This is a genomic window from Streptomyces kanasensis (assembly GCF_043077165.1).
Lineage (GTDB): Bacteria > Actinomycetota > Actinomycetes > Streptomycetales > Streptomycetaceae > Streptomyces > Streptomyces changanensis.
Genome location: NZ_JBIBSF010000001.1, coordinates 376741 through 403237, shown reverse-complemented (window position 1 = coordinate 403237; position 26497 = coordinate 376741). Strand labels below are relative to the sequence as shown.

General features: G+C 76.8%; 24 protein-coding genes, 1 tRNA gene and 1 riboswitch. Of the genes, 15 read left to right on the top strand and 10 right to left on the bottom strand.

The features are described from left to right. Nucleotides 1–38: 38 nt before the first annotated feature. Complete coding sequence (locus tag ACF053_RS01695; RefSeq protein ID WP_391951932.1) at nt 39–872, bottom strand: aldo/keto reductase; 834 nt, start codon at nt 870–872, stop codon at nt 39–41. A 912-nt stretch (nt 873–1784) separates the two neighbouring features. Here ACF053_RS01695 and ACF053_RS01690 point away from each other — a divergent pair. From ACF053_RS01690 to ACF053_RS01680, 3 genes are all read left to right on the top strand, one after another. After that, nucleotides 1785–2150, top strand: coding sequence for a hypothetical protein (locus ACF053_RS01690; RefSeq protein WP_391951931.1), 366 nt, complete (start codon nt 1785–1787; stop codon nt 2148–2150). Beyond that, the gene (locus tag ACF053_RS01685) at nt 2147–3013 is read left to right on the top strand and encodes a hypothetical protein (RefSeq protein ID WP_391951930.1); all 867 of its coding nucleotides are present in this window, start codon (nt 2147–2149) and stop codon (nt 3011–3013) included. Before ACF053_RS01690 ends, ACF053_RS01685 begins: the two co-directional genes overlap by 4 nt. A 483-nt stretch (nt 3014–3496) precedes the next feature. Continuing rightward, nucleotides 3497–3659, top strand: a riboswitch (cyclic di-AMP (ydaO/yuaA leader). Nucleotides 3660–3662: 3 nt separating this feature from the next. Then, a complete protein-coding gene (locus ACF053_RS01680) occupies nt 3663–4142 on the top strand; it encodes a C40 family peptidase (protein ID WP_058943742.1) in 480 nt (159 codons plus the stop codon). Between the two features lie 76 nt (nt 4143–4218). Here the strand turns inward: ACF053_RS01680 and ACF053_RS01675 are convergent, their stop codons facing one another. After that, nucleotides 4219–5238, bottom strand: a complete 1020-nt coding sequence (locus ACF053_RS01675; RefSeq protein ID WP_391952621.1) for a lactonase family protein — start codon at nt 5236–5238, stop codon at nt 4219–4221. Nucleotides 5239–5641: 403 nt separating this feature from the next. On the opposite strand from ACF053_RS01675, the gene ACF053_RS01670 reads away from it, so the two are divergent. Beyond that, a complete protein-coding gene (locus ACF053_RS01670; RefSeq protein WP_391951929.1) occupies nt 5642–6469 on the top strand; it encodes an MBL fold metallo-hydrolase in 828 nt (275 codons plus the stop codon). A 51-nt stretch (nt 6470–6520) separates the two neighbouring features. Here ACF053_RS01670 and ACF053_RS01665 read toward each other — a convergent pair whose 3' ends face one another. Further along, the gene (locus ACF053_RS01665) at nt 6521–7528 is read right to left on the bottom strand and encodes an isopenicillin N synthase family dioxygenase (RefSeq protein WP_391951928.1); all 1008 of its coding nucleotides are present in this window, start codon (nt 7526–7528) and stop codon (nt 6521–6523) included. Nucleotides 7529–8177: 649 nt separating this feature from the next. Beyond that, nucleotides 8178–8471, bottom strand: a complete 294-nt coding sequence (locus ACF053_RS01660; RefSeq protein ID WP_391951927.1) for a hypothetical protein — start codon at nt 8469–8471, stop codon at nt 8178–8180. Between the two features lie 188 nt (nt 8472–8659). Here ACF053_RS01660 and ACF053_RS01655 point away from each other — a divergent pair, with 188 nt between their 5' ends. The 7 genes from ACF053_RS01655 (at nt 8660) to ACF053_RS01625 (ending at nt 15269) form a co-directional block, all read left to right on the top strand. Further along, nucleotides 8660–9025, top strand: a complete 366-nt coding sequence (locus ACF053_RS01655) for an alpha-amylase (RefSeq protein WP_391951926.1) — start codon at nt 8660–8662, stop codon at nt 9023–9025. Between the two features lie 122 nt (nt 9026–9147). Further along, nucleotides 9148–9285, top strand: coding sequence for a hypothetical protein (locus ACF053_RS01650; protein WP_391951925.1), 138 nt, complete (start codon nt 9148–9150; stop codon nt 9283–9285). A 17-nt stretch (nt 9286–9302) separates the two neighbouring features. Then, nucleotides 9303–10187 (top strand): SDR family oxidoreductase, encoded by an 885-nt coding sequence (locus tag ACF053_RS01645; protein ID WP_391951924.1) that lies wholly within the window; start codon nt 9303–9305, stop codon nt 10185–10187. Nucleotides 10188–10332: 145 nt separating this feature from the next. After that, entirely contained in the window at nt 10333–11592 is a 1260-nt protein-coding gene (locus ACF053_RS01640) for a polyprenyl synthetase family protein (RefSeq protein ID WP_391951923.1), read from the top strand. Beyond that, nucleotides 11589–13283 carry a phytoene desaturase family protein gene (gene crtI, locus ACF053_RS01635; RefSeq protein ID WP_391951922.1) on the top strand — a complete coding sequence of 565 codons (1695 nt, stop codon included), beginning with the start codon at nt 11589–11591 and terminating at the stop codon, nt 13281–13283. The genes ACF053_RS01640 and crtI overlap by 4 nt, the downstream gene beginning before the upstream one ends. Then, a complete protein-coding gene (locus ACF053_RS01630; RefSeq protein ID WP_391951921.1) occupies nt 13270–14268 on the top strand; it encodes a phytoene/squalene synthase family protein in 999 nt (332 codons plus the stop codon). The genes crtI and ACF053_RS01630 overlap by 14 nt, the downstream gene beginning before the upstream one ends. Then, nucleotides 14265–15269 (top strand): DUF5914 domain-containing protein, encoded by a 1005-nt coding sequence (locus ACF053_RS01625; RefSeq protein ID WP_391951920.1) that lies wholly within the window; start codon nt 14265–14267, stop codon nt 15267–15269. Before ACF053_RS01630 ends, ACF053_RS01625 begins: the two co-directional genes overlap by 4 nt. A 188-nt stretch (nt 15270–15457) precedes the next feature. Here the strand turns inward: ACF053_RS01625 and ACF053_RS01620 are convergent, their stop codons facing one another. From ACF053_RS01620 to ACF053_RS01600, 5 genes are all read right to left on the bottom strand, one after another. Further along, nucleotides 15458–17020 (bottom strand): FAD-dependent oxidoreductase, encoded by a 1563-nt coding sequence (locus tag ACF053_RS01620; RefSeq protein WP_391951919.1) that lies wholly within the window; start codon nt 17018–17020, stop codon nt 15458–15460. Beyond that, nucleotides 17017–17748: a class I SAM-dependent methyltransferase gene (locus ACF053_RS01615; protein WP_391951918.1), complete on the bottom strand. Its 732-nt coding sequence runs from the start codon at nt 17746–17748 to the stop codon at nt 17017–17019. Before ACF053_RS01615 ends, ACF053_RS01620 begins: the two co-directional genes overlap by 4 nt. After that, nucleotides 17745–19010: a lycopene cyclase family protein gene (locus ACF053_RS01610; protein ID WP_391951917.1), complete on the bottom strand. Its 1266-nt coding sequence runs from the start codon at nt 19008–19010 to the stop codon at nt 17745–17747. Before ACF053_RS01610 ends, ACF053_RS01615 begins: the two co-directional genes overlap by 4 nt. Before the next feature lie 412 nt (nt 19011–19422). Then, nucleotides 19423–20748, bottom strand: coding sequence for an NAD(P)/FAD-dependent oxidoreductase (locus ACF053_RS01605; RefSeq protein ID WP_391951916.1), 1326 nt, complete (start codon nt 20746–20748; stop codon nt 19423–19425). Between the two features lie 124 nt (nt 20749–20872). Beyond that, complete coding sequence (locus ACF053_RS01600; RefSeq protein ID WP_391951915.1) at nt 20873–21922, bottom strand: MerR family transcriptional regulator; 1050 nt, start codon at nt 21920–21922, stop codon at nt 20873–20875. 164 nt (nt 21923–22086) lie between these two features. Here ACF053_RS01600 and ACF053_RS01595 point away from each other — a divergent pair, with 164 nt between their 5' ends. Further along, nucleotides 22087–22785 (top strand): sigma-70 family RNA polymerase sigma factor, encoded by a 699-nt coding sequence (locus ACF053_RS01595; RefSeq protein ID WP_391951914.1) that lies wholly within the window; start codon nt 22087–22089, stop codon nt 22783–22785. A 94-nt stretch (nt 22786–22879) separates the two neighbouring features. Here the strand turns inward: ACF053_RS01595 and ACF053_RS01590 are convergent, their stop codons facing one another. Continuing rightward, nucleotides 22880–23722, bottom strand: coding sequence for a ribonuclease BN (locus ACF053_RS01590; protein ID WP_391951913.1), 843 nt, complete (start codon nt 23720–23722; stop codon nt 22880–22882). Nucleotides 23723–24141: 419 nt separating this feature from the next. On the opposite strand from ACF053_RS01590, the gene ACF053_RS01585 reads away from it, so the two are divergent. The 3 genes from ACF053_RS01585 (at nt 24142) to ACF053_RS01575 (ending at nt 26247) form a co-directional block, all read left to right on the top strand. Beyond that, nucleotides 24142–24216, top strand: a tRNA-Ser gene (locus ACF053_RS01585). 84 nt (nt 24217–24300) lie between these two features. After that, a complete protein-coding gene (locus tag ACF053_RS01580; RefSeq protein WP_391951912.1) occupies nt 24301–24807 on the top strand; it encodes a hypothetical protein in 507 nt (168 codons plus the stop codon). Nucleotides 24808–25662: 855 nt separating this feature from the next. After that, nucleotides 25663–26247, top strand: a complete 585-nt coding sequence (locus ACF053_RS01575) for an HdeD family acid-resistance protein (protein WP_391951911.1) — start codon at nt 25663–25665, stop codon at nt 26245–26247. Nucleotides 26248–26497: the final 250 nt, after the last annotated feature.

The window sequence follows — 26497 nt, the reverse complement described above, 5'->3', positions numbered from 1 at the left end:
ACGGCCGCGACCCGCCCGGGCGCATGCGGTTCAACCGGTCAGCGGACGTCGAACTCGGCCGGGTCGGGGCCGAGCCGCTTGCCCTCGTCGAGGGCGGCGAACGCCGCCATGTCCTCGGCGTCCAGCTCGAAGTCGAAGACGTCGATGTTCTCCCGGATCCGCGACGGCGTCACGGACTTCGGGATGACGACGTTGCCGAGCTGCAGGTGCCAGCGCAGCACGACCTGCGCCGGGCTGCGGCCGTGCTTGCGGGCGACGGCGGCGACGGCCGGCACCTCCAGCAGGCCCTTGCCCTGCCCGAGCGGCGACCAGGCCTCGGTGGCGATCTCGTGGCGGGCGTGGAAGGCGCGGGACTCGGACTGCGCGAGCTGCGGGTGCAGCTCGATCTGGTTGACGGCCGGGACCACGGAGGTGGCGTCGATCAGCCGCTCCAGGTGTTCGGGCAGGAAGTTCGACACGCCGATGGCGCGGGCACGCCCGTCGGCCAGGATCTTCTCGAACGCCTTGTACGTGTCGACGTACGCGTCCAGCGCCGGCACGGGCCAGTGGATGAGGTACAGGTCCACGTAGTCGAGGCCCAGCCGCTCCAGGGAGGCGTCGAAGGCGCGGAGCGTGGAGTCGTGGCCCTGCTCGCTGTTCCACAGCTTGGTGGTGACGAACAGCTCCTCGCGGGGGATGCCCGAGGAGGCGATGGCCTGTCCGGTGCCGCGCTCGTTCTCGTAGACCGCGGCGGTGTCGACGCTCCGGTAACCGGCTTCCAGGGCGGTGCCCACGGCGCTCGCCGCCTCGTCGTCCGGGACCTGCCAGACGCCGAAGCCGAGCTGCGGCATGGAGACACCGTTGTTCAGGATGAGGGAGGGGACCTTGCTCACGGGCGGTCGATCCTTACGTCGTCATCGGTCGGTACATCCGGGGATCAACGATCACACCCGGTGACGCATTCCCGGATCGGTGGTTTCCATGTCGGCCGGCCGGACGGTCCCGCCGCCGTGGCCGGCGGCCCCGGGGCGACGGCCCTGCAGGTGGGGACGAGCAGGGCCCGGACGGCGGGACGGGGGGCGTTACGCCGGACGAGCGTCGGCGTGCCGGCGTCGTCGACCACCGCGCGCGGGCCGGTGCCCGGCGGCACGCAGGCGCACGGATGGGTGGCCGCGTCACGCAGGGTGACGCGGCCACCGCTCGGCCGAGGGGGTGTCCGGGCGGGCCGCGGCGGCGAGCCGCCCGCCGGTCAGCAGCTGCGACCCGAGGTCCGCGGGCACCGCCGCCGGGACGCCGACGAGCGCCGGATCGACGCCCCCCGTGAGCACGGCTCCGGCGGCCGGTCCGAGGCGCGGCGCGGCCGACGTGGCCGCGCTCCACGAGGACGACGCGGTCGAGGCGTGCCCGTCGGGGGAGCGGAGGGCGGGGGCCGGAAGGCGATCCGCCGGCTTTCGGAGGGGGTGCCCGCGGTCGCCTGCACTTCCCTCCGCCCCGCCGCGCCCGACGCTGGTGGGCGGGCCCCAGCCCCCACCTCCACCCCGCCCGCCGACGGCTCGGACGCCAGGGGGCGCGTCGTCGGCCGCCAAGCCGGCGGCAGTCGGCCGCGGGTCCCCGGCCGACCGGCGTTCCCCCGACCGCCACCGCCGGTCCCGACGCCCGGGGCACGCACCTCTCGGGGCCGGCGCCCGGCAGCGGCGCGGTACCGGGTGTGCGGCCGATCGGGTGGGCGCGCCCGGGCCCGGCCGCCGGGCGCGCGGGAGCGCGGGCCCGACGGGGCTACGCTCACCGGCGACTCGGGAGGTCACATGGTCGACGGGGTGATCGGGCGCGCCGCCCGTACCGGTGTGCTGGTTCTGGTGTGCGTCGGGGGAGCGGCCGCCTGCGGTTCGTCCTCCGAGCCGGGGGACCCGCCGGCGTCGCCGTCGAGCAGCCTCCTGCCCGCGTCGCCGACCGCCACGCCGCCGGGCACGCCGTCGTCGCCGTACGCGAGCCGAACCGGCCACTACCAGGTGCCCCAGGTCCCGCAACCGCCCACCGACCGGGGCGCGACGACGACGGACCCCGGGGTCGCGCCCACCCAGACGGTCGCCAGCCCCGACCCGAAGACCCCCGGGCCCAAGCCCCCGGGTCCCGAGAGTCCCGGCGTCGAAGTCCCGCCCGACGCCCCGTGAGCGGGGCCCCGGCGGAGCAACCCCTCGCCAAGGGCCGGGCGGGCGGCGGCGACACGTCGGGCACCGCGCTCGTCAAGGCCCTCGTGGCGCAGGCGTCGCTCGTCGCGGCCCTCATGTTCTACCTCGGCGCGATCTACACGGGACGCTTCTACGGGTACTTCCACCTGGGGCCCGCGTCCCTCGACTTCGCCTTCTCCCACCTGGCGCTGCAGAGCCTCCACCTGCTCCGCCTGGAGGTCCTGACCGTCGGCGCGGTCCTGGTGGTGGTCCTGTTGTTCGCGCGGGCCGGCGCTCGCGAGCGGCCGCCGGTCAGGGCCGCCGCGACGGTCCTCGCGTGGCTGGCGCGCCTCCACCTGGTGTTCGCGGTCGCCGGCCTGGTGCTGCTGGTCCTGTGGCAGCGGATCCAGCCCTACGGCTGGGTCGCGCCGCTCACTCTCGCCGTGGGCCTCCTGCTGGGGCAGAGCCCGACCGTGCGGGGCGGACGCCCGGAGGGCCTGTGGGGCAGGGCCGTACCGGTCTTCGCCGCGCTCCTCCTGTTGTTCTGGTCCCTCACGCTCGTGGCCGGGCACCTCGGCGAGCGGGACGCCCGGGACCGTGCGCGCACCGTGCGCCGGTGGCCCGCCGTCGTCGTCCTGAGCACCCAGCGGCTGGCCATCGCCTCACCGACGGTCACGTACGAGCAGCTCGGCGCCGACCTCCCGCACCGCCACCGCTACACGGGACTGCGCCTCCTCCTGGAACGCGCGGGCCGCTACTACGTCGTGCCCCTGGACTGGCAGCGCAGGACGGATCCGATCTACGTCCTGAAGGAGAGCGAGAACACCTGGATCGCCCTCATGCCGGGAGTACAGCCCTCACGCTGAACCCGGCCGCAGGCCGGAGGGAACCGTTCCGGGGCACGGAAGCGTACGGGGGCGCGCACGCCGGCGTTCCGGTACGGGGCGTTCCGGTACGGGGCGCCCCGATGCGACCGGCCCCGGGCCGCGTCCCGTGCCGGGGAGCGACGGACCGGCTGGAATCGAACGAGCTGTGGGGCGCACCTGGGTGACCGGTATTCACCCGTGCATCGAGACCCGGATCGCAGGCTGCGGCGGCACCGCGCGGACAGTCGTAATCGGAAGGGGTGATTCCGCCGTGAATCCCCCTGTTCACAGGGGGTTTCAGGCCATCTCGCCCTGCCCGGAAACACCCGGAATGTCAGGAAGGGGTGAGCGGTGAGGAGTCTCACAAAAAGCCGAATCTGTTCGAACTTTCGGCTCGACATGGGTCAAGATCCGTGACGACGACAAGCCCTCGCCGCCGTGGCGGGGCGGTCCGGGCGGACGCCGAGTCCTGCCGCTGCCCGGATGACTGAGTCGACGGTATGTGAATCGGCAGGAGTGGAGGACCCAGCAGTACGGGACGTGTGCACCACGGCCGTCCCTTGGGGTGAAGCCGCGTCAGCGGCCGGGCAACTTCGCCAGCCCGAACCCGACAGGTCATCCTTCGCAGGCGGATGACGAAGGGTTGCGCATGACCGCGCAGATGAATGTCCCGTCCGTGCTGTCCCGGACCGGTACGGTCTCGGCTCTCACCATCGCCGCAGTCTGCGGCTCGCTCCTGGCCCCCGGTGTCGCCCCGCAAGCGGAGGCCGCGGCTCCCGCGCCCGCCGTCAAGGCGCTCAACGTGGCGGCCTCGAAGAAGGGCTCCCCGTACAAGTACGGCGCCGTCGGCCCGAAGCGGTTCGACTGCTCCGGGCTCACGCTCTACGCCTACAAGCAGGCCGGCAAGACGCTGCCGCGCACCGCGCAGCAGCAGTACAACAAGACCCGGCACATCTCGGCCGCCGGCCGCCAGAAGGGCGACCTGGTGTTCTTCCACTCCGGTGGGCGGGTCTACCACGTCGGCATCTACGCCGGCAGCAACAAGATCTGGCACTCCCCGAAGGCCGGTTCGGTGGTGAAGCAGGAGCGGATCTGGTCCAAGGCGGTCTACTACGGCCGCGTGCGCTGACGGACACCGTCGGCGCGGGGTGCCGGGACGGCGACGCGTCCCGGCACCCTTGCCGTGCCGGCCGCGAGGGGGCCGTTCAGTCGAGGACGACGCAGGCGGCGGCCGGCAGCTCCAGGGCACCCGCCGGGTGTGGCGTCCCGGTCTCCGGGTCCACGTCGAACCACGTCACGTCGCCGGACCACTCGTTGGCCACGTACAGGCGGCGGCCCGGGGCGTCGAGCACCACGTCCCGCGGCCAGACGCCGCCGCAGCCCACGCTCCCCGTGACGCGGGGCTTCTCCGCGCCGTCCTCCAGGGAGAGCGTGAGCAGCCTGTCGCTGCCGCGCACCGCCACCCACAGGAAGCGCCCGTCCGCCGCGACGCCGACGACCGACGGGTGCAGCCGGCCGCCCTCCGGAGCCGGGTCGGTGTCCACGGCGACTTCCGCGAGCGGCTGCAGCACTCCTGACGCACCGTCCCACCGGCACACCGTCAGCTGCGGTGCCAGCTCGTGCAGGACGTAGACCACCTCGCCGTCCGGGTGGAAGGCGAGGTGTCGCGGCCCCGAACCCGCCCGCAGCGCCGCCTCGCCGTGCACCCGCAGCCCGCCGGTGTCCGGGTCGGGCGCGCAGACCCGCACGGAGTCCGTGCCCAGGTCCACACCGAGCACCCAGCGGCCGCCCGGGTCCCCGACGACCTGGTGGGCGTGCGGCGCCTCCTGCCGGTCCGGGTCCGGGCCGGAACCGTGGTGCGCGAGGACCACGGGCGGCCCGCCGACGGCGCCGTCGGGCGCGAGCGGCAGGCTGCTCACGCTTCCGGAGGCGTAGTTCGCGGTCAGCAGCCTGCCGCCGGCGAGCCCCAGGTGGGTCGGCCCGGCGCCGCCCACCCCGACCGGCGGGCCGAGCGGGGTGAGCCGCGGCCCGTCGGCCCGGAAGGCGGTCACCGCGCCCGGGTCCGTCTCGCTCACCGCGTACAGCACCCCGGCCCGCCGGTCGAGGGCGAGCCACGCCGGGTTCGGCGCGGTGGCGACCACCGCGACCGGGGTCAGCGCCCCGTCCCCGGGGTCCACGGCCGCGACGGTGATGCCGCGGCCACCTCCCGAGGTGTACGAACCGATGTACGCCCACCGCTCGGGTCCCGGCCCACCACCCGGCCCCGCACCTGGCGCGTCGTGTGCGCCCCCGCCCGGCGCGCCGCCGGTACCGCCCGCGTGTGCCGCCGCCGCGTCGTCGCCCACGGTGTCCCCTTTCCTCGCATGTCCTCGGGTGTCCTCGGGGTCCGGCTGTCCTCGGGCGTCCCCGCTGTCCTTGCCCGCGCCGCCCTGGCCGTCCTCGTGGCCGTCCGGAGCCCATCGTCACCGGGCGACGCGGTCGCCGCGCGCCGGAACCCTCTTCCGGGCGGTACGGGTACGGCGACCCGCGCGGGGTGCGGAGGTGGCACGGCCGGGGCGATGATGGACGTACCGGAGGACCCGCGCGGCCGCGAACGCCCACCCCCGGGGGGTGCAACGGAGCGCCGCCATGACCACGCACAAGGTCGGCCGTGACATCACCGTCCTCGGGGACTCGCTCCCCGTCCCCGGGATGGGCTTCCTCACCGTCAACGCCTTCGTCCTGCACGCCCGCGAGCCCGTGGTCGTCGACACCGGGCTCGGCCTCCCCGACCGTGACTTCCTCACCCGGCTCGGCTCCGTGATGGATCCGGTCGACGTGCGCTGGATCTGGCTCACCCACCCCGACCGCGACCACACCGGCGGGCTCTTCGACCTGCTGGAAGCCGCCCCCGACGCACGCGTCGTCACCACGTACATCGGCGCGGGCATCATGTCCACCGAGCGGCCCCTGCCCACGAGCAGGGTCTTCCTGCTGAACCCGGGACAGTCCCTCGACGTCGGCGACCGCACCCTGTACGCCTTCCGGCCGCCGCTCTTCGACAACCCGGCGACCGTCGGCTTCTACGACGACCGCTCCCGCACCTGCTTCAGCTCCGACTGCTTCGGCGGCCCCATGCCGACCTCCGAACTGGCCGACAGCGGGGACGCCGGGGTGCTGGACGCGGACGAGTTGGAGGGGGCGCAGCTGCTGTGGGCGACCGTCGACAGCCCGTGGGTGCACATCGTGGACCGCGACGGGTTCCTGGCCGGCCTCCGGCCGCTGCGCGAGATGGACCCGGAGACCGTGCTCTCCGTGCACCTGCCGCCCGCCGTCGGCATCACCGGGCGGATGCTGGACACCCTCGCGAAGGCGCCCGCGACCGACCCGTTCGTCGGGCCCGACCAGGAGGCGCTGGAGCGGATGCTCGCCGGCTTCGAGCCGGCGCGCCCCCGGGGCGGCGCGCCGGCGGCGTGAAACGGAGGACCGTCCGGCCCGTACGCGGGCGCGGGCGGTCGGGCGGCGCGGTCAGCCGGCCACGAGCTCCGGGTGGTGGCGACGGGCCACCTCCGGGTGGGCGCGCACCCATCCCTTCAGCTCGTTGCGGCCGTACTCGGCGTGCAGCGGGTTGGCGCCGTCCTGGGCGACGCCCGGCGCGTGCTCCAGGTAGGCGCCGGGAACCGTCTCGATCACCGCGTCCAGGCGGGGGTTGTAGAAGAACGGCACGGAGAACCGCTCCACCGCGCCGGGCGGGCTGACGACCCGGTGGTCCGTCGCCGAGAGGTACCCGTCGGTCGCTATCTCCAGCAGCTCGCCGAGGTTCACGACGAACGCGCCGGGCAGCGGCGGCACGTCCAGGTAGCCGTCGCCGGAGCGCACCTGCAGGCCGCCGACCTCGTCCTGGAGGAGAAGGGTCAGGAAACCGTAGTCCTTGTGCGCGCCGACGCCCTGGGCCGCCCCGGACGGCGCCGACCCGGGGTACCGGATGAGCTTCGTGTGCAGGTGCGGCCGGTCCGCGAACGCCCCGTCGAAGAAGTCCGCCGGCGCCCCCAGGGCGGTGAGCAGCTCGCGCAGCAGCCGGTGGGCCACCCCGGCGAGCCGGTCCTGCCAGGCGAGGACGGCCGTGCGCAGCTCCGGCAGCGCCGACGGCCACTGGTTGGGGCCCTCCAGCCAGAGGTACGCCGGGTCGTCCGGGCCCACGGGGACGGGCGGGCGCTCGGCGCCGACGTCCAGCTGGTCGCGCCAGTCGGAACGGCCCCCGGTGAGCTCGTGCCCGACGCGGGTGTAACCGCGGAAGTGGGGCGAGTTCAGATTGCTCAGCGCCAGCCTGTCGGCCTCCGGGAGGGCGAAGAACGCCCTGGTCAGTTCCAGCAGGCGGGCCGTCTCGCCGGAGGTGACGCCATGACCGGTGAGGTGGAGGAACCCGACGTCGCGGGCCGCGGCGAGCAGGTCGCGGTGGAACGCGTCCCGGGTCGCCGGGTCGTCCGCCGCGGACAGGTCGATGACGGGCAGCGAGCGGGTGGTGGCGGCAGTCATGGCCGGCATGGTGGCCTTCCGTTTCGAGTGTGACGAGGCCCCGCTTCCCGATGTTGGCGGGATCGCGGCGTACGGAAGGCGCCGGCGTGGGTGTGCCGGAGAGCGTGCGTCCGCTGCAGGACCGGTGGAGAGGTGGAGAGGGGGAAGTCAGTCCTGGCGCAGACAGCTCATGGTCGTGACGCGCACGTAGTCCACGTGGCGGCGCATCACGAGAAGAGTCACCCGCACAGCTTAGCGCGGGGTGTTCGGGACGGTGGGGAGACGTCCGCCACAACGGGGGGCGGTTCCGGCCCCCGTACCGCCGTGCGCGGCGGAGCCCGGCCCCGCCCGGGCGAGGGCCGGGACGGCCGGAAGACGGCGGAGAGGCGCACCGGACGGCACCGCGCGCCGGCGGGTGCCGCGCCGCGCACCGGGTGCGCCGCGCCGCACCGGACGGCGCCCGCTCACCGGACGGCACCGCCACCCCCGGGCGCCCCGCGCGCACGGCGCCGGCGGCGCGCCGCCGGGCGGGGCGGGAGGCGAGTGGGCAAGGCAGGCGGGACGGCGGGGCGGCGGACGGCGAGACGCCCCGCGACGGGGGTCGCGGGGCGTCTCGCCGTGCCGTCCGGAGCGGTGCCGGAGGGACGGGGTGCGGACCGGAGGGCCGGGCTCAGCCGATCCCGGGCACCAGGCCCAGGGCCGGTGCCACCGGGGCGACGACCTGGCGGAGCTGACCGAGCTCCTGGATCCCGCTGAGGCCGCCGAACTGCTCCGTGATCCGCGGCACCTGCGAGCGGTACTGGGGATCGATGCCGCTGACCGCGAGGTCGTCGACCTGGCTGAGCAGGGAGGGGCCCTGCGGGCCGGGGGCGGGCACGAGGGCCGCGTGCGCGGCCGGTGCGGCCAGGGCGGAGGCCCCGGCGGCGACGGCGAGGGCGGCGAGAACACGCTGGGTCTTGGTCATACCGGGATCAACGCCCCACCTCCGCCCAGGACACGGCCGGCCGGGCGTCGGCGGCCCGCGCGACGGCGGAACGCAGATGCTTCACCATTGCACCATGTGTTACGACCCCGTTACGCCTCGTTAACACGGGTGCATTTCGGGCTCCTAGCCTGGGGCCGTCACCGTCACCGACCGAGAGGACCCCTCCCATGAACGCCCAGACCCGGCGCACGGCACGGACCGCCCGGGCGGCTCGCGCGGCACGGACCACGGTCGGCGCGGGACTCGGCGCCCTGCTGGCCGGGGTGACCGTCCTGGCCCCGCCCGCCACGGCGGCCACCCCGACGGCCGCCGAGCGTGCCGCCTCCGAGCCCGTCGCGCCGTGCGTGACCCACTGGCAGAGCTGGCGCTACACGCAGGTCACCAACGACTGCGCCACGAGCCTCGACGTCAAGGTCGTCTACGAGGACGGCGCCGAGGGCCTCTGCCACCCCGCGCAGCCCGGGACCACCACCACGATCGGCGAGGGCTACACCGGCCGGCACGGCCACGTCGCGTACGTCGCCACCTGCTGAACGGCCCCGCGTACGGCGCCCCCGCCCGTCACCCGATGGGCCCCCGGCCCCGAGCCGGCGCGCGGCGGTGCGCCTAGCGTCGACACGACGGCCACCCACGGCCGTGTCGGAGGAGGCGCCCCATGGACCACCGCACCGCCGCGGCCCGCACCCCCGCGAGCCACAGCCCCGCGGCCCGCACCGCCACCGGCCGCACCCCGGCCGGGCGCAGCGCCACCGGCCGAACCGCCACCCGCCGGGCCAGGCGGGGCCCGGCGTGAGGGGCGGCGCCGGGGCCGTGCCGGTGAGTCCGCTGTACGGCCGGACCGCCGTCGTCACCGGAGCGGCGCGCGGCCTCGGCGCCGCCATCGCCCGCCTCCTGTCCGAGCGCGGGGCCCGGGTGGCGCTCCTCGGGCGGGAGAAGGAGACCCTCGCCCGGGTGCGGGTCCGGCTGCCGGGCGAGGCGTCCTGCTGGGAGGTCGACGTCACCGACGACGCCCGCATGGCGCGGGTCGCCGCGGAGGTCGCCGAGCGGTTCGGCCCCCCGTCGGTCGTCGTCGCGAACGCGGGCATCGCCGAGGGCGGCCCCTTCGCCGAGTCCGACCCGGCCGTCTGGCGGCGCGTCATCGAGGTGAACCTGATCGGCAGCGCCGCCACCGCACGCGCCCACCTCCCCGCCCTGTACGAGACCCGCGGCTACTTCCTCCAGGTCGCCTCCCTGGCGTCCATCGGCGCCGCGCCGATGATGAGCGCCTACTGCGCCTCCAAGGCCGGCGTCGAGTCCTTCGCCCACGCGCTGCGGGCCGAAGTGGCGCACCGCCGCGTCGGCGTCGGCATCGCCTACATCAACTGGACCGACACCGACATGATCCGCGACGTCGACGCGCACGCCGTCCTGCGCGAGCTGCGCGGTCACATGCCGCGCCCGGCCCGCAAGGTGTACCCCGTCGCCCACGTCGCCGGCCGGCTGGTCACCGCGATCGAACGGCGCCGCGCCGCCGTCTACGTGCCGTCCTGGCTGCGGGCCACCCAGCTCGTCCGCGCCGCCATGCCGCCCGTGGTCACGGCGCTGTCCCGCAGGGAACTGCCCCGCCTCGCCGCCCGGCAGCCGTTCGAGCCGACGGGCCTGCTCGGGCCGGGTGGCCGGGCCGACAGCGCGCACCCCCGCCCCACCGGCGACTGACCGGCCGGGGGACCCGCCTGTCGGCCATCCCGGTGAGCCGTACCCCGGCACCGGGCCGTACCGGGCAGGGATGAACGCATCCGTTCCCGTGCCGCACACGGAAGGACGGGGTGTGCAGGCGACGTCAGAGCGAAGGGGGTTGCGCATGCTCGGCATCCGGACGACCGCGCCCGGAGGCGACGGCCGGCCCGGCAGCGGCGGTGCGCGCGACGCGCCCCGCACGGCGCGCGACGCCACCGCGGCCGTCGAGGTGGTCCTCGCGGAACACCTGGGCGGGCGGCTGCGCGAGGCGCGCGAGGTGGACCCCGTCTACGCCCGGGACGTCGCCGGCCGTGTCGCCGCGTTCGTGCAGCGGGGCGGGAAGCGGCTGCGGACGGCGTTCCTGTGGTGCGGGTGGCGCGCCGCCGGGGGCACCGGCGACCCGGATGCCGTCCTGCGGACCGGTGCCGCCCTCGAACTGCTCCAGGCCTGCGCGCTGGTCCACGACGACGTGATGGACGGGTCGCCGGTGCGCCGCGGCGCCCCGTCCGTCCAGGCCGAGTACGCCCGGCTGCACGACACGGGCCGCATGCGGGGCACCCCGGGGGCCTTCTCGACCGCGGCCGCCGTACTCGCCGGTGACCTGGCCCTGGCCTGGGCGGACGACCTGCTGGCCGAGACCGCGCTCACCACCCCCCGCCCACGGCGGCTGCACGCCGAGTGGCGGGCCATGCGCGGCGAGATGGTCGCGGGGCAGTACCGCGACATCCACGCCCAGGCGACCGGCGCGTCCGGCATGGGGGAGGCGGTCGTCATCGCCGTGCTCAAGAGCGCCCTGTACACCGTCGAACGCCCCCTCGCCCTCGGCGGCACGCTGGCCGGCGCGGACGACACCGTCCTGGACGCGCTGCGCTCCGCCGGGCGGTGCGCCGGTCTCGCCTTCCAGCTCCGCGACGACCTCCTCGGCGCCTTCGGGGAGCCCGCGGTGACCGGCAAGCCCGCCGGCGAGGACCTGCGCGGCCGCAAGCTCACCTACCTCCTCGCCGTCACCGCGTCGCTCGCCGCGGCCTCCGGTGACGAGGACGCCGTCGCCGCGCTGCGGCCCCCGGCCGGCGACGTCACGGACGAGGAGGTCGACCGGATACGCGCCGCCATGGAGCGCACCGGGGCCCGCGCCGCCGTGGAGGGGCGCATCGGCGAACTCGCGGCGCTGAGCCTGCGCCACTTCGCCGCCTCCGGGGCCGACGCCGGGGCGCGCGACGACTTCGCCGCGTCGGTGGAGGCGGCGGTCGGCCCCCTGCCGGCCGGGGACGACGCACGCGATGACGCACGCACCGACCCACCGGGCGACCGGCGCACCGACCCACCGAACGGCCGACGGAACGGCGCACCGAACGGCGCGACACCCACGGAGGGGACCGCATGAGGACCGTGCCCGGACCGACCGACCACGTCGTCGTGGTGGGCGCGGGGCTGTCCGGCCTCGCCGCCGCCCTGCACCTGCTCGGCGCGGGCCGGCGGGTGACCGTCGTCGAACGGGACGCCGGACCGGGCGGCCGCGCGGGCCGGCAGGAGCTCGGCGGCTACCGCGTCGACACCGGGCCCACCGTGCTGACCATGCCCGACCTGGCCGACGAGGCGTTCGCCGCCGTCGGCGACAGCCTGTACCGGCGCGTCGAGCTGCTGTCCCTGCACCCCGCGTACCGGGCGCGTTTCGCCGACGGTTCCGCGCTGGACGTCCACACCGGTGCCGACGCCATGGCAGAGGAGGTACGGCGTTTCGCCGGGCCCGCCGAGGCAGACGGCTACCGCAGGCTCAGGACCTGGCTGGAGCGCCTCTACCGGGTGCAGATGCGCCGCTTCATCGACGCGAACTTCGACTCGCCCTTCCAACTGCTCCACCCCGACCTGGCCCGACTGGCGGCGCTGGGCGGCTTCGGGCGGCTGGCCCCGCGCATCGGCTCCTTCCTCTCCGACGAGCGTCTGCGCCGGGTCTTCTCCTTCCAGGCCCTCTACGCGGGCGTGGCCCCCGCCCGCGCCCTCGCCGCGTACGCCGTCATCGCCTACATGGACACCGTCGCCGGCGTGTACTTCCCCCGTGGTGGCATGCACGCCCTGCCGCGGGCGATGGCCGACGCCGCCGCCGACGCGGGCGCCCGCTTCCACTGGTCGGCCGAGGTGACCCGCCTGGAACGCTCGGCGGGGCGCGCGAGGGCCGTCCACCTGTCCACCGGGGAACGCATCGCCTGCGACGCCGTGGTCCTCACCCCCGACCTGCCCGTCGCCCACCGCCTCCTCGGGCGGGCGCCCCGCCGGCCGGTACGGCTGCGGCACTCGCCCTCCGCGGTGATCCTCCACGCGGGCACCGACCGCACCTGGCCCGATCTGGCGCACCACACCATCTCCTTCGGCGCCGCCTGGGAGGGCACCTTCGACGAGCTGACGCGCCGGGGCACGCTCATGAGCGACCCGTCGCTGCTGATCACCCGGCCCACGACGCACGACCCGTCCCTCGCCCCCGAAGGGCGCCACCTGCACTACGTCCTCGCCCCCTGCCCCAACACCACCACGGGCCCCGCCGCCGCGTCCTGGCACGACCTGGGGCCGCGCTACCGCGACAGCCTCGTGGCCGAGCTGGAGAGGCGGGGGCTGGACGGGTTCGCCGCGTCCGTCGAACGGGAACTGCTGGTCACGCCGCTGGACTGGACCGCGCAGGGCCATGCGGCGGGCACGCCGTTCTCCGTGTCCCACACCTTCGCGCAGACCGGGCCGTTCCGGCCGCGCAACCTCGTGCGCGACTGGGACAACGTCGTCCTCGCCGGGTGCGGCACCACTCCGGGCGTGGGCGTCCCCACCGTGCTCGTCAGCGGCAAGCTCGCGGCCGCCCGTGTCACCGGAGGACCCGCCCGCGCCCGGGCCGGAGCACGCGCCGGAGCCGGGGCCGCCGCCGTGGGCCGCGTCCGCACCGGCACGAGGAGCGGTACGAGCACCGGAACAGGAACAGGTACCGGCACCGGGGTCACCGCGCCCGGTTCCCGGCGTCCCCCCGCTCCCGCCGCACCCCGCGCGCGCACCGACGCCCCCTCCCCGAAAGGCAGCGCCGATGACCCGTCGTGAACTGGACGCCGCCGGGATCACCGACCCCGCTCTGCGCTCGGCGTACGCACGGTGCCGGCAGCTCAACGCCCACCACGGCAGGACCTACTTCCTCGCCACCCGGCTGCTGCCCCTCGAACGCCGCTCCGCCGTGCACGCGCTGTACGGCTTCGCCCGGTGGGCCGACGACATCGTCGACGACCTCGACCGCGGACGCACCCCGCACGAACGCGACCGGCTGCTGCGCCACTTGGAGAACGACCTCGCGCACGGGCTGCGCGGCGGGGCCGGGGACGTGCCGGTGGTCCGCGCCGTGGCGGACACCGCCGACCGGTACGGCATCGACCACCGGTTGTTCGCCGACTTCATGGCGTCCATGCGCAGCGACCTCAGCGTCAGGGACTACCCCACCTACGCCGACCTGCGGACGTACATGCACGGATCGGCGGCGGTGATCGGGCTGCAGATGCTGCCCGTGCTCGGCACCGTCGTCCCCCGCGAGGAGGCGGCGCCGCACGCCGCCGCCCTCGGCGTGGCGTTCCAGCTCACCAACTTCCTCCGCGACGTGGGGGAGGACCTGGACCGCGACCGCGTCTACCTGCCGGCGGACCTGCTCGCCGCCCACGGCGTCGACCGGCCGCTGCTGGAATGGAGCCGCCGCACCGGGCGCCGCGACCGCCGCATCCGTGCCGCGCTCACCGCCGCCGAGGCGCTGACCCGGTCCGTGTACCGCCAGGCGGAGCCCGGCATCGCCATGCTCGACCCGCGGGTGCGCCCCTGCATCCGCGCGGCCCGCACGCTGTACGGCGGCATCCTCGACGCCATCGCCGAGGACGGCTACGCGGTGCTGCACCGCCGTTCGGTGGTGCCGCGCCGGCGCCGGGCGGCCGCCGCGGCCGCCGGACTGGCGCACATCGTCGGCGCCCGGGTACGCGCCCGGGTGGCGCCGTGCCCCGCGGCGCCGGCGTACGGAGGACGGACGGAACGGGAGCGGTGCGGCCGATGAGCGAAGGCAGGGACGGGACGCGCTGGACGTCACCGCTGCGGATCCGCCGGGGCCCGGGCTGGGAGGAGCAGCGGCCCACGTGGCGGGAGGCGAAGCCCGCCCTCATCGCCGACGCGCTGAAACGCGCCTCGGCGCGGCCCTCGGGCAACTGGTTCGTCGTCGGCGCCTCACGGGACGTCGGCCCCGGCCGCCCGTACGGCAGGACCGTCGCCGGTGTCGAGGTCGTCCTGTGGCGGTCCCGCTCGGGGGAGCTGCGGGCCGGGCCGGGCGCCTGCCCGCACCTGGGCGCCCCGCTGCGCGACAGCCGCGTCGTGTGCGGGACGCTCGTGTGCCACTGGCACGGACTCGCCCTGGACGGCGGGCCGTCCGGCGGGTGGGAGCCGTACCCGGTCCACGACGACGGGGTGCTGGTGTGGGTCCGGCTGGACCGGGCGGGCGGCGAGGAGCCGCTGGAGCGTCCCGTCGTCCCCGTGCGTCCGGCGTCCGGCGCCGGCGTGGACGCGGTGTTCACCGCCGTCGGACGGTGCGAGCCGGAGGACGTGGTCGCCAACCGGCTCGACCCGTGGCACGGCTCCTGGTTCCACCCGTACTCGTTCGTCGACCTGCGCGTGGTGGGCACCCCGGCGGGCGAGGGGGAGGACGCCTTCGCCGTCGACGTGTCGTTCCGCGTCGCCGGCAGGCTGGTCGTGCCGGTGCGGGCGGAGTTCACCGCGCCCGAACCCCGCACCGTCGTCATGCACATCACCGAGGGCGAGGGCGCGACGTCCGTGGTGGAGACGCACGCCACGCCGCTCACCCCCGAGGGGGCGGCGGCTCCCCGGACCGCCGTCGTCGAGGCGGTCGTCGCCGCCTCCGACCGCCGCGGTTTCGCGCTGGCCCGCGCCACCGCCCCGCTGCTGCGGCCCCTGGTGCGCCGGGCCGCCGGCCGCCTGTGGCGCGACGACCTGGCCTACGCGGAACGCCGCTGGGCCCTCCGCGGCACGGGCCGCTTCCCGGGGTGAGCACGGGCCCCGCCGGGTGGCGGGCGGCTCCGGCGGAGGGCAGAGCGCTCCGGAGAGGGCCCGCTCCCCGGGTCCGGCCAGGCCCGGCGAGCGCCGGCGCTCCCCCGGGATCAGCGAGCGCCGCCTCGCCCGGGACGGGGCCGGAGCGTTCCCCGGACGCGCGCCCGGCCGGCGGCGGGTTGCTGCGGTCAGGCGCGTCCGGCCAGGGCGGCCAGGGCGCGCAGCACCGGCGAGCGGCCCGCGCGCGGGACGGTCCACAGCACCTGGCCCCGCACTCCCCAGCCGGCGAGCAGCGCGTTGGCCGCGAGGAAGCCCGTGGTCGCGGCCCGCTCCATCAGGGCGACCGGCAGGGCGCAGCGGACCGCGTCCCCGGCGGTCACGAGGCCCGGCAGGCCCGTGCGGACCTCCGGGCGGCGGTGGTAGGTGCCGACGGGGAACATCGGACAGTCGGCCCGCCACTCGTGCCGGGCGTCGACGACCCGCGCGTCCCGTGTCTCCGGATAGACCTCGTGCAGCCGCGCCACGAGCCGGCCCTGCACCTCCTTCGGCTCCTCCACGGGGTCGACGGCGTAGGCGTGCAGCTCCACCACCGACCCGCCGGTGCGTGCCGCCCAGCGCGCGGCCTCGCCCTCCCAGCGGTCCAGGACGCTGACGTTGTCCAGGCCGCCGTAGCCGCTCGTCCCGAGGAAGCCCGGCCTGTCCCGGCGCACCGGCCGGTCCAGCCACAGCCGCGACACCAGGAACGGCGGCGCGTCGCGCAGCGCGGCGACGTCGTCCCGCCACGCGGCCCCGCCGAGGCCGGGCGAGGCGGCCACGAGCCGCCGCAGCCCGCCGCCGTCCAGGGCGAGGACCACCGCCTCGTGGCGGTCGGCCGTCCCCGCGCCCTCCACGACGAACCCGCCGCCGTCGACGGCGCGGACGGCGTGCACCGGCGCGCCGGTGCGCACCTCGGCGCCGAGTCCCTCCAGGTACCGGCCCAGGGGGTCCCACAGCGCCCGCGGGTACGGCTCGTCGGGCACGTCGAACAGCAGGCCCTCGGAGGAGCCGAGGAAGTAGATGTGGAACATCACCATCAGCTCGGCGGCCGACAGCTCCCGCGGGTCGGCGAAGAAGCTGCGGGAGAACACCTCGAACGCCAGGTGGCGGGCCGCCTCGGGGAAGCGGATCCGCCGCAGCAGCTCCGTCGCCCCCACGCCGTCGAACCGCTCGTACACCTCGGGCACCCGCACGTCGAACAGCGGGAGCGCCGCCCGGGCGTCCAGGGCGGTGAGGTCCCGCGCGCCGAAGGTCGGGCTCAGGGCGGCGAAGCCGATCGCGCTCCACGGCGGGGTGCGCGGCACCCGCGCGAAACCGTCCGTCACGCCCCGGGCGTGGCGCAGCGGGTAGTCGGGCAGCCCGACCAGCCGGGACAGCCCCGGGTCGGTCCGCCGCAGCAGTCCGCGCAGGTTGTAGTACTGGCGGAAGAAGGCGTGGAACCCGCGGCTCATCGTCACCTCGGAGCCGTCCGCCAGCCGGGTGCGCCATCCCCGGACCCGCCCGCCGAGGGTGTCCTCCCCCTCGTACAGCGTGACGCGGACACCGCGTTCGGCCAGGGCCGTCGCCGCGGCGAGGCCCGCGATGCCGCCCCCGACGACCGCGGCGCGCGGCCCACCGCCGGTGCAGCGCTCCCGTCCGGGCGCGGGCAGGATCACCTCCGCCCTGCGGTCCCGGCCCCGGCGGGCGGCGGGGGCGCGCCCCGCGGTCGCGCTCATCGGGCGGCCGCCGCGCCGGGCCGGCCCCCGCCGGCGAGGAACGTGTGGACCACCCCGGTCTGCCAGCCGGCGACCGGGAGCGTGCGCACGCCGCTGAAGCCGGCGCGGGCCAGGCGGGCCGCGAAGTCCGGAGCGGTGTCGAAGTCGAGCACGCTGCGCCACAGGTGACGGTAGAGCGCCCGGTCGCCGGTGACGGTGCCCGCCGGGATGATCACTCCCCGGCAGACCGCGTTCCACAGCGCCCGGTGGACGGGGGAGCCGCTGAGGCTGTACTCGTGGACCGCCAGGCGACCACCGGGGCGCAGCAGGGCGCGCACGGCGGCCAGGACCGCGTCGGGGTCGGACACGTTGCGGAACAGGTAGGCGGCGAACACCGCGTCGTACGGCTCCTCACGGGCCGTCGCCGCCACCTCCTCGGCGGTCAGGTGCAGGAACCGCACGGTGTCCGGCCACGACTTGGCGAGCGCCCGGCCCAGCATGCCCGCCGACGCGTCGACGGCCGTGATCCGCGCGCGGGGCGCCGCGTCGAGCAGGGCGCGCGTCGAGGAGCCGGTACCGCAGCCGAGGTCCAGGACCCGCAGCCCGGCGCCCCCGTCGGGCAGGCCCAGGCGCCGCGTGGAACGGCGCAGGTCGGCGTGGTAGCCGGGGTTGGCCGCCGTCAGGCGGTCGTACGTGGGGGCGGCGTGGTCGAAGGCGGTGGCGAGGTCGTGGTCCCGCAGGAGGGTCATAGGGGCTTCTCTCCGGATGGCGGTCGGACGGCGGTGCGGCGGGGTGGGAAGGGCACGTCGGGGGCGGCGCGCCGGGGGAGGAAGGGCAGCTCGGCGGCAGTGCGGAGCATGGGCCCGATCGGGGTGCGCAGCCCGATGCCGAACTCCTCCCGGGGCGAGGTGGCGCCGTCGAGGAAGCGCAGCAGGCGCTCGGCCGGAACGCCGCGGAAGAGTCCGGTGAAGAAGTCCGGCCCGTCGACGCGGCCGGCGTCCAGGGCCCGCAGCAGCACGGCGTCCATGGCGAGCGCCCGGCGCCCGTGGGGGCGCGGCACGGGGTCGCGCCCCTCGGCCAGCGCCCGCGCCACGGCCCGGCTCTGCCGCTGCACCGTGGCGAAGGTGTAGCCGGTCGCGGGGCGCGTGGCGCCCCCGGCGGTGCCGATGCGGAAGACGGCGGCCCCGGCCCGGCGGGGGAAGTGCCCGTCGGTCATGGGGATGACGCCCTGTTCGGCCGTCTCCACGCGCAGCGCGCCCAACCCCAGCACCTCGCGGGTGTAGTGGCCCAGGGCGGCCTCGTAGGCGGCGGTGCCGAGCGGGGCACGGGAGAACTCCGTGTACTCGACGAGCGCGCGGTCCGGGGCGAGGGGGAGGACGTACCCGAACGCCAGGCCGTGGCGCGGCTGCGGCACGCGGAAGTCCATGAGGTCGGCGAACGCCGGGTCGAAGCGCGGGACGGCGGTGCGCACGAACCAGCCGCGGAAGTGCTGGAGCAGCGTCGTACGGGCGGGCGGCAGCCGCCGGGGCGGCCGTGAGTCGAAGGCGTACCGGCCCCGCAGGGTGAACTCCCGCCCGTCGGGTGCCGTGCACCGGACCTCCGCCCCGCCCGGCACGTCCCGCACCGTGTGGGCGGTCGCGCGGACGACGCGGGCCCCCGGGTGGTGTGCGAGGCGGGCGTGGACCAGTGTCTCGAAGGCCGTGGAGCGCACCATGCGGTAGCGCAGCGGCGCCGGGTCGGCGGTCAGGGCGCCACCGTCCCGGCCGTGGATCCGCAGCAGGGGCCAGGAGGCGAGCACCGCCTCCTCGAACGCGCCCGGCCCCTCGTCCCAGTAGCACCAGGTGCGTTCGGCGGGGCGCAGCGGGCCGTCGGGCGGCTCGACCACCGTCACGGGGGTGCGGCCCGTCTTCGTCAGCCAGTGCGCGAGGCTCAGCCCCGCGGCGCCGCCCCCCACGATGACGACACCGTCGGGCGTCGCCGGGGAGCGGGGCGCGCCGCGCAGGCCGCTCACCGGGCCCGCCGTCCGGCGAGGGCCGCGGCGGTGCGGCGCGGGGCCCCCGGTCGCCCGGCCCGCCACCGGCCCGCCGCCGGACGGGAGCCGCCGGCGGTACAGGTGGCGTGGGTGGGGCAGGTAGCACCGGCGGCGCTGGTGGTACGGGCAGTGGAGCTGGTACGGGCGGGGCGGGTGGTTTCAGCGGTGGAGGTGGTACCGGCGGGGCCCGGGGCGGGTGCTCGGCGCGCCGTCAGCACGGCGCCCGGCCCGCCGGTACCGCTCGCTCCGCCGGCGTCACCCCGGTCGCAGGCGGTCCGCCCACGCGCCCCGTCGAAGTCCATGCCCCATTCCCTGCCCCGGATCCCGCTGACGTCCCCTCTTCCGCCGGACGACCGCCGCCGGATGCGGCGGAGCGGTCCCCAGGCGGCGGTCATCCGCGTGCCAGGTCCGCCAGGACCTCCCGCGCGGCCCGCGTGCCCGAGGCGAGCGCGCCCTGCACGGACCCCGTCGCCCGGTGGTCCCCGGCCACGTACCGGCCCGGGGCGAACCGTGTCGTGCGGCTCAGCGGCCACGGCGGCGTCATCACGGGGAGCGCGCCCTCGACGGTGTACACGGCGACCTGCCGCCACGAGCCCGTGTCCGTGCCGTACATCTCGGCGAGGCGGCGCCGCACGGCCGGCTCCCCGCCGGGTGGCGCGCCGCCCAGCACGGAGGTCGAGACCAGGGCCGTACCGGGCGGGGCGTACGTGGGGCTGACCTCGGTGAGCACGCACGTGCCGAGGACCGTCAGCGTCGCGTCCACCATGAGGATCGGCTCCCGCAGCGGCGGGACGTCGGCCGCGTGGTAGTAGGTGGTGACGGTGCGGCCGTCCGGGATCCGCAGGCCGGGCAGGAGGCGGGCCGCCGTGGGGGCGTCGGTGGCGACGACCACACGGCCGGCCGGCCGTTCCGAACCGTCGGCGAGGAGCACGCCCCCGTCGGTGAGGGCGGCGACGGGGGCCTCCAGGCGCAGCACCCCCTCGGGCAGCCCGGCCGCGAGCATCGCCGGTACGGCGCCGATGCCGTCGGCGGGCAGGCACGGCGTCCCGCGCGCCATGCTGCGCAGGACCAGGTGGAAGAAGCGGGCGGAGGTCTCCAGCCGGTCCTCCAGGAAGACGCCCGTGAGGAAGGGCCGCAGCACCTCGTCGACGGCCCGCCGTGAGACGCCCGCCCGGCACAGGGCGGCGGCGGTGGTGCGATCGGCCCGGCGCTTCACCACCCGGGCGGGCAGCACGGTGTCGTACGCGCAGATGGCGGCCAGCGCCACGAGGTCACGGCCGGTCAGGACCCCGCCGGACAGGACACCTGCGGACAGGGCGCCCGCGCCCGGGACGCCTCCGGACGGGACGTCCCCGCCCGGGGCGCCGCCGGTCCGCGGGCCGGTGGCCGGGGCCGCGCGCCGGGTGGGGTCGACGAGCCGGACCGGCCCGGCGGAGGTGTGCGCGACCAGGCCCGCGGTGAACGGCCGCAGCCGCAGCCCCCGCAGGGCCAGGCGGCGCCTCACCTGCGGGTAGGAGGTCGTGAACACCTGGAACCCGCGGTCCAGCAGGAACCCGTCGCGCCGGTCGGTGCGCATGCGACCGCCCACCCCGTCCGACGCCTCCAGCAGCGTGACGCGCCGTCCCGCCCGGCACAGGTCCAGGGCGCAGGCGAGTCCCGCGAGCCCGGCGCCGACGACGACCACGTCGGCCGCGGGACTGCGCTGATCGCTCGTCATCCGTCTCCTCCGTCCACCGGCGGCCGGGCCCCGGGGCTGTCCCGCCGATAGGTTCGGGCCGGGCAGGGCGGTCCAGCGGACCACGCCGCGGGCGCCGATGCCAGGAGCCGCCACGGTGGTGACCTCATCGGGTGACGCCCTGCCGGGGGTCGCCCGGTACGACCGCCTCCAGCGCGGCCAGGGCCTCGGCCAGTCCCGGCGGGCGCGGCAGCCCCGGTACCGCCTGCCCCCCGGCCCAGCCCGGGCCGAGCGTCAGGACGGCGGGGTGCCTGCGGGCTCCCCGCACCCCCCACTCCATCGCCGCGACGTGCTGCGCCAGGGGCCGGCTCGCGGTGGTGCGGGACTGGGCCCACAGGCCGACGGCCGCCGGGCCGGTCCTGCGCACCGCCTCCACCAGCGCCTCCACGGGCAGGGCAGCCCCGAACATCCGCACCGGCACGCCGCGTTCGGTGAGCGCGGCGGTCAGCACCTCCAGGGGCAGCGTGTGGTTCTCGCCGGGGACGCAGGCGAGCAGGACGGTCGCCCCGGGCCGGTCACCGGAGGCCGGCGGGGCGCCGGGGGCCGGTGGGCCGGGGGAGACCGGCGGGGCGGCGGGGACGCAGCGGCGCAGGGCGCCGGAGACGTGCCAGGACAGGAAGTGCTCGACCTCCACGTACTTCTCGCCCGAGCTCTCCCACTTGCGCCCCACCGCCTGGAGGGTCGGCATGATCACCTCGGTCCACGCGGTCACCAGGCCGTGGTCGGCGATGACGGCGGAGAGCAGTCCGTCCAGGGAGACGGCGTCGAGGCGCAGCGCCGCCCGGGCGAGGCCCCGGCACTCCCGCCGGGCCCCACCGAGTCGGAGGCCGGTGCCTGCCCGGTCGCGCGGCCGGGCCGCCCGGGGACCGGGGCCGGGCAGCGGCGCGGTCTTCGGCGGCGGCGTGCCCGCGCGCGCCAGCCGCGCCGCCTCGGCGGGCGGCAGACCGGTCGCCGTCAGGGCGCACATCCGCTCCAGCCGGGCCACGTCCGCGGGCGTCCAGCGCCGGTGCCTCCCGCCGGTGTGCGCGTCGGGACCGAGCCCGTAACGGCGGTCCCAGGAGCGCACCGTGGTCGGCGCGACGCCCAGGCGCCGCGCCACCTCACCGGTGGTCAGCCCGCCGCCCGGCCCGTCGTCCACGTGGTCGTCGTCGCTCACCGCTTCAGGATACGACGCACAAGCGACGCACGTTGCTTGCGTCGTTTGTGCGTCCAACACTGGGGGCACGCGCAGGATCCGGCGCGCAGGCCCGTCGGTGCTCCCGTCGCCGCACGGGGCCTCCCCACCCCGCGCAGGCCCCTTCAGGCTGGAGGAAAGCGACCATGAGCACGATCACGCGCCGGGCGGACCGACTGCTCCCCCCGGCCGACGAGACACGGGCCGACGAGACACGGGCCGACGAGACACGGGCCGACGAGGCATGGGCCCAGGGGACACGGGTCGAGGCGGCGCGGGACGAGGAACCGGCGCTGGCCCGTGGCCTCCTCGCGTCGGACGAGACCGCCTTCGCCGCCATATACCGCCGGTGGAGCCCGCTGGTCCACGCGATGGCCACGCGCTCGCTGGGTGACGCGCGCGAGGCCGAGGACGTCACCCAGCAGGTCTTCGTCGCCGCCTGGCGAGGGCGCGCCGGGTTCCGGCCCGAGCGCGGCCCGCTCGGCGCCTGGCTCGTCGGCATCACCCGCCGCAAGACCGTCGACGCCCTCGCGGCCCGGACCCGCCGCCTGCGGCTCGCCGAGGCCGCGGCCCGCCTCTCCGGTACGTCCGTGCCGCCACGGGAGGAGGCCGCGGCCGACGGCGTACTCGACCGCGTCGTCCTCGCCGGTGAGCTGTCCCGGCTGCCGAAGGGGCAGCGGCAGGTCCTGCGCCTCGCCTTCTACGAGGACCTGACGCAGACGCAGATCGCCCGGCGCACCGGCATGCCGCTCGGCACGGTGAAGAGCCACGCCCGCAGGGGCCTGCACGTGCTGCGCCGCAGGATCGAGCAGACCGACGGCGCCGACGCCGCCACCGGCGCGTAGCGCGCCCCGCGCGGGCGGCCGTCCGCACGGGTCCGCCACCCCGCCCCGCGCGTCCTCCCGGTACCGGCACCCCTGTTCGGTCCCGGCCCGCCCCTCACCGGCCGGGGGCCCGGGGCACCACCCGTCGCGCGGCCTGCCGCGCCCAGCGGCCCAGCAGCCAGCGCTCCTCGTACAGCAGCCGTCCCACGAGCGCCCCGCCGAAGACGACGAAGCCGACGCCCACCAGCCACGACTGGATGACCAGCACCGTGCCGACCGGGCCGTACGCGACGGCGTTCGAGGCGATCAGGGGGGAGAAGACCAGGTGGGAGAAGACCCACAGCCCGGCCAGTCCGATCACCGTGGAGATCGCCCCCGGCAGCAACGCCCCCCACGGCACCCGCCCGCCGAGCAGCAGGCGCTGCGACCACCAGAAGAACAGCCACGCGCTCACCGTGGCGACCGTGACCCGCCACGCCAGGTCGCCGGCGTCGGACGGGCGGGCGGCGATGTGCGACGAGAGCAGCAGGTACCCGATGAGGGCCGCCAGCCAGACGAGGTGGCGCCACATCGTGTGCCAGCGGGCCGCCGGCAGCCCCCACACCTTCTCGTACCCCGTCTGCACCACGCCGCCGAACGTCAGGCCGAAGCCGGCGAGCGCGGCGAGGCCGAAGCCCGTCGTGGACTCCAGCGCGGTGCGGGGCGGCGCGAAGAGCCGTTCCACCTCGTCCCGTGACGCCTCTGCCACCCCCAGCCCCTCCGCCAGCCACTCGGCGAAGCCCTGACCGTTCGCCGGGTCCGCGGCGGCCACCACGATCAGCAGGGGGACGAGGGTGAGCAGACCGAGCGCGGCGAAGCCCGTCGCCCGGTGCATCAGCTCCAGGTCCTTGCCGCGCCGCCAGCCGCGACCGGCGGCAGAGCCGCGGAAGGAGCCGTGCATCCGGTGGAACCACCACATACGACATCGCCTACCCCGGCCCGCCGGGCGCGGGTCGCCCCGCCGCCGACCGGCACCGGAACGAGCCACCCGCCCTACGCCACCCGCGCGCCCGACCGCCCCCCTCCGCGCCCGTCGATCGTCCCCGCCCCCACCCCCGGAGCCGACCGGCCCAGCCCCTGCGCCTGACTGCCTCCGCCCTACCCCCGCCGGACCGACCCGCCGCCCCGCGCCGGGTCCGTCCCAGCACCCCTGCGCCGGACCGACCGGCCGCCCCGCGCCGGTGTCCGCCCCAGAACCCCTGCACCGGACCGCCCTCGTCCCCCTTCCCGGCGCCCGACCACCCCTGCTCCCCGACCCGCCCACGGCCACGGTCGCGTCGGCACCCGGAGAAAACCCGTACGAGGGAGGCGGTGGCCCGGGATAGGGTCGGGGCCGTGGCGGGGTCGTAGCACAGAGGTAGTGCGCCGCGACGACATCTCGGAGGACGCCGGTTCGAATCCGGCCGCCCCGCCCGTTTCCCACCACCCGACCCCCGGTCCGGGCCCGGACCGGCGCCCCGTGTCCGCGGGGCGCACGCGACGTACCGGGGGAGCGCGGTGCATTTCGAACAGGTCTTCACCTACGCCTGGCGGGACGGGCCGGCGGGGCGGCAGCCTTCCGTCCTCTCCGTCGCCCACGAGCCGGATCCGACCGCTCCGGACGGCGGGCGGCGCTGGATCCTCCTGGCCGGGACGCCCGAATTCAGCGAGACCCTCGCCTTCGACGACGCCGAGCACGTCCGGGAGTTCGCCCGGGCGGTGCTCGACCTGCCGCCCGGGCCGGCCCCGTACGAACGGCGCCTGCTCTTCTCGGAGACGGTCCGGCGGACGCTGCTGTCCGGACCGACGGAGGAGACCCGGTACGCCACGCTGTGGATCGGCCGGGACCCGGAGGAGGGACTGCGCGGCTTCTTCTCCTACCAGTCGTCCTACTCGCTGTCCGGCGGGACCGGCATGACGGCGCTCGGCCTCGAAGTGGTCTGTGACGACGTGGACGTGCCCCGGGCGCGGGCCGGGGCGAGGGAGCTGCTCGCGGAGCTGGACGGCGCCGGCGGACCCGCCTGACCAGGCCGCCGGGGGAGACCGCGTGAGGGGACCGGCGGGGGAGCCCGCCGACGGGAGAGGCGCGGGTACGCGCCCGTCCGGTGGTGCGTTCCGGCCGTGTTTCCACCGACGCGCAAGGAGCAGGTGTATTCCCGCGCCGTCGGGGCAGACGGGGAGCGAGGCCCCGCCACGGTTCCCCCGTCGTGGCGGGGCCTGACGCCTGCTCGGGCCCGGGAGCAGCTGCCCAGCCGGTCGCCCCGGGGGCACGGAGAGCCTCGCGAGCCGGCTCGACGGCGCAGGGGAGTGGTGGTCCGCCGCCATCGAAGAGCGCAGGAGGGCCGCTGGATCCGCGATCCCGTCGAACCCCGGGTCATGACCGACCTCGCGGTCACGACGAACGCGCTGACGGACGGGCGACTTGCCCCCCGGTTCACCGGTGATGGCCCGTGAGTACGGACGGATCGCCAACTGGCCCGGGGCCGTCCGGCTCGCCGCGTGGGTGTGAGGGTGGCGGCTGCGGCCCGTCGTCGGACACCGTCCGCCCCCACCCCGCCGGCATGGCCGCACCGCCGTCCGGCATCCACACCGTCGGCGGGCAGGGGAGAGTACCGGTTGCGGCGGCTCCGGGCCGGTGAGACCCCGCCCCACCGGGACGTCTCCCCGACCGGGGCATTCCTGACCGGCCCGGGGCCCGTCGAGGGTCCCCCTCCCCTTCCACGGCGGAGGGCCGGGCGAAGCGCGCCCGTACACGCGCCGCGACGCGAGCACGTCGACACGACGCCGCCCCCGACCGGCAGGTGATCACCGCCCGTGCGCGGGTAGGCGGGGCAGCACACGCCCGGGCGGGTGCCGGGCCGACGGAAGGGACGTGCACGAATGGCGACTCGGCGACTGACCTGGACGCTGGCCCTGCGGGCCGCGGCCGCGCTCCTCTTCGGGCTCCTGGCGGTGACGTGGCCGGGCGTGACGGTAGTGGCCCTGGCACTGCTGTTCGGCGCCTACGTACTCGTGGACGGCATCGCCATGCTCGTCGACGCCTTCCGGCGGCACGACGACTGCCGGCACCGCGCGCTCCACGCCCTGGCCGGCGGGCTCGGCGTCGCCACCGGCCTGGTGGCACTGGCCTGGCCGGGTGTGACCGCGCTGGCCCTCACCGTCCTCGTCGGCGTGTGGGCGGTCGTCACCGGAGTCGCGGAGGTCTGGGCGGCCGTGCGCTTCCACCGCGAGCTGCGCCACGAGTGGCTGCTCGCCCTCGCCGGCGCGGCGTCGGTCGTCGCCGGCGTACTGCTCTGGCTGCGGCCCGACCTCGGCGCGGTCGCGGTGGCCCAGGTGATCGGCGTGTACGCCCTGATCACCGGCGCGCTGGTCGGTACGGTGGCCTGGCGGCTGTACAGCGCCGCGCGCCACGCCGGCGCCCCGCGCCGCCGCACCCACCACGCCCACCACCCCGGCCGCGCCTGACCCCGCGCGCCCACCACCCCGGCCGCGCCCGGCTCCCACGCCACCACCGCCGTCCGCTGCCCGCCGCACCCGCCACCACGGGGTCGGCGGGCAGCGGACGGCGGTGGTGCGTCGGTGCCGTACGGCACGACCGGTGCACGGCGGCCGGGCCGCTCCCGCGAGCGGCGGGGTGCACGCAGTCGGTCCTCGGTACCGCCGGGGCGGGCTGCCGTTCCCGGGGCGGCGCGCATAGGGTCGCGTCATGCCCCGC

Excerpts from the sequence above, each read along its gene's own strand:
- ACF053_RS01690 (WP_391951931.1), top strand. The coding sequence starts at position 1,785 with ATGGTCGACGGGGTGATCGGGCGCGCCGCCCGTACCGGTGTGCTGGTT.
- ACF053_RS01680 (WP_058943742.1), top strand. The coding sequence starts at position 3,663 with ATGACCGCGCAGATGAATGTCCCGTCCGTGCTGTCCCGGACCGGTACG.
- ACF053_RS01670 (WP_391951929.1), top strand. The coding sequence starts at position 5,642 with ATGACCACGCACAAGGTCGGCCGTGACATCACCGTCCTCGGGGACTCG.
- ACF053_RS01665 (WP_391951928.1), bottom strand. The coding sequence starts at position 7,528 with ATGACTGCCGCCACCACCCGCTCGCTGCCCGTCATCGACCTGTCCGCG.
- ACF053_RS01660 (WP_391951927.1), bottom strand. The coding sequence starts at position 8,471 with ATGACCAAGACCCAGCGTGTTCTCGCCGCCCTCGCCGTCGCCGCCGGG.
- ACF053_RS01655 (WP_391951926.1), top strand. The coding sequence starts at position 8,660 with ATGAACGCCCAGACCCGGCGCACGGCACGGACCGCCCGGGCGGCTCGC.
- ACF053_RS01650 (WP_391951925.1), top strand. The coding sequence starts at position 9,148 with ATGGACCACCGCACCGCCGCGGCCCGCACCCCCGCGAGCCACAGCCCC.
- ACF053_RS01640 (WP_391951923.1), top strand. The coding sequence starts at position 10,333 with ATGCTCGGCATCCGGACGACCGCGCCCGGAGGCGACGGCCGGCCCGGC.
- crtI (WP_391951922.1), top strand. The coding sequence starts at position 11,589 with ATGAGGACCGTGCCCGGACCGACCGACCACGTCGTCGTGGTGGGCGCG.
- ACF053_RS01630 (WP_391951921.1), top strand. The coding sequence starts at position 13,270 with ATGACCCGTCGTGAACTGGACGCCGCCGGGATCACCGACCCCGCTCTG.
- ACF053_RS01625 (WP_391951920.1), top strand. The coding sequence starts at position 14,265 with ATGAGCGAAGGCAGGGACGGGACGCGCTGGACGTCACCGCTGCGGATC.
- ACF053_RS01620 (WP_391951919.1), bottom strand. The coding sequence starts at position 17,020 with ATGAGCGCGACCGCGGGGCGCGCCCCCGCCGCCCGCCGGGGCCGGGAC.
- ACF053_RS01615 (WP_391951918.1), bottom strand. The coding sequence starts at position 17,748 with ATGACCCTCCTGCGGGACCACGACCTCGCCACCGCCTTCGACCACGCC.
- ACF053_RS01605 (WP_391951916.1), bottom strand. The coding sequence starts at position 20,748 with ATGACGAGCGATCAGCGCAGTCCCGCGGCCGACGTGGTCGTCGTCGGC.
- ACF053_RS01595 (WP_391951914.1), top strand. The coding sequence starts at position 22,087 with ATGAGCACGATCACGCGCCGGGCGGACCGACTGCTCCCCCCGGCCGAC.
- ACF053_RS01590 (WP_391951913.1), bottom strand. The coding sequence starts at position 23,722 with ATGTGGTGGTTCCACCGGATGCACGGCTCCTTCCGCGGCTCTGCCGCC.
- ACF053_RS01575 (WP_391951911.1), top strand. The coding sequence starts at position 25,663 with ATGGCGACTCGGCGACTGACCTGGACGCTGGCCCTGCGGGCCGCGGCC.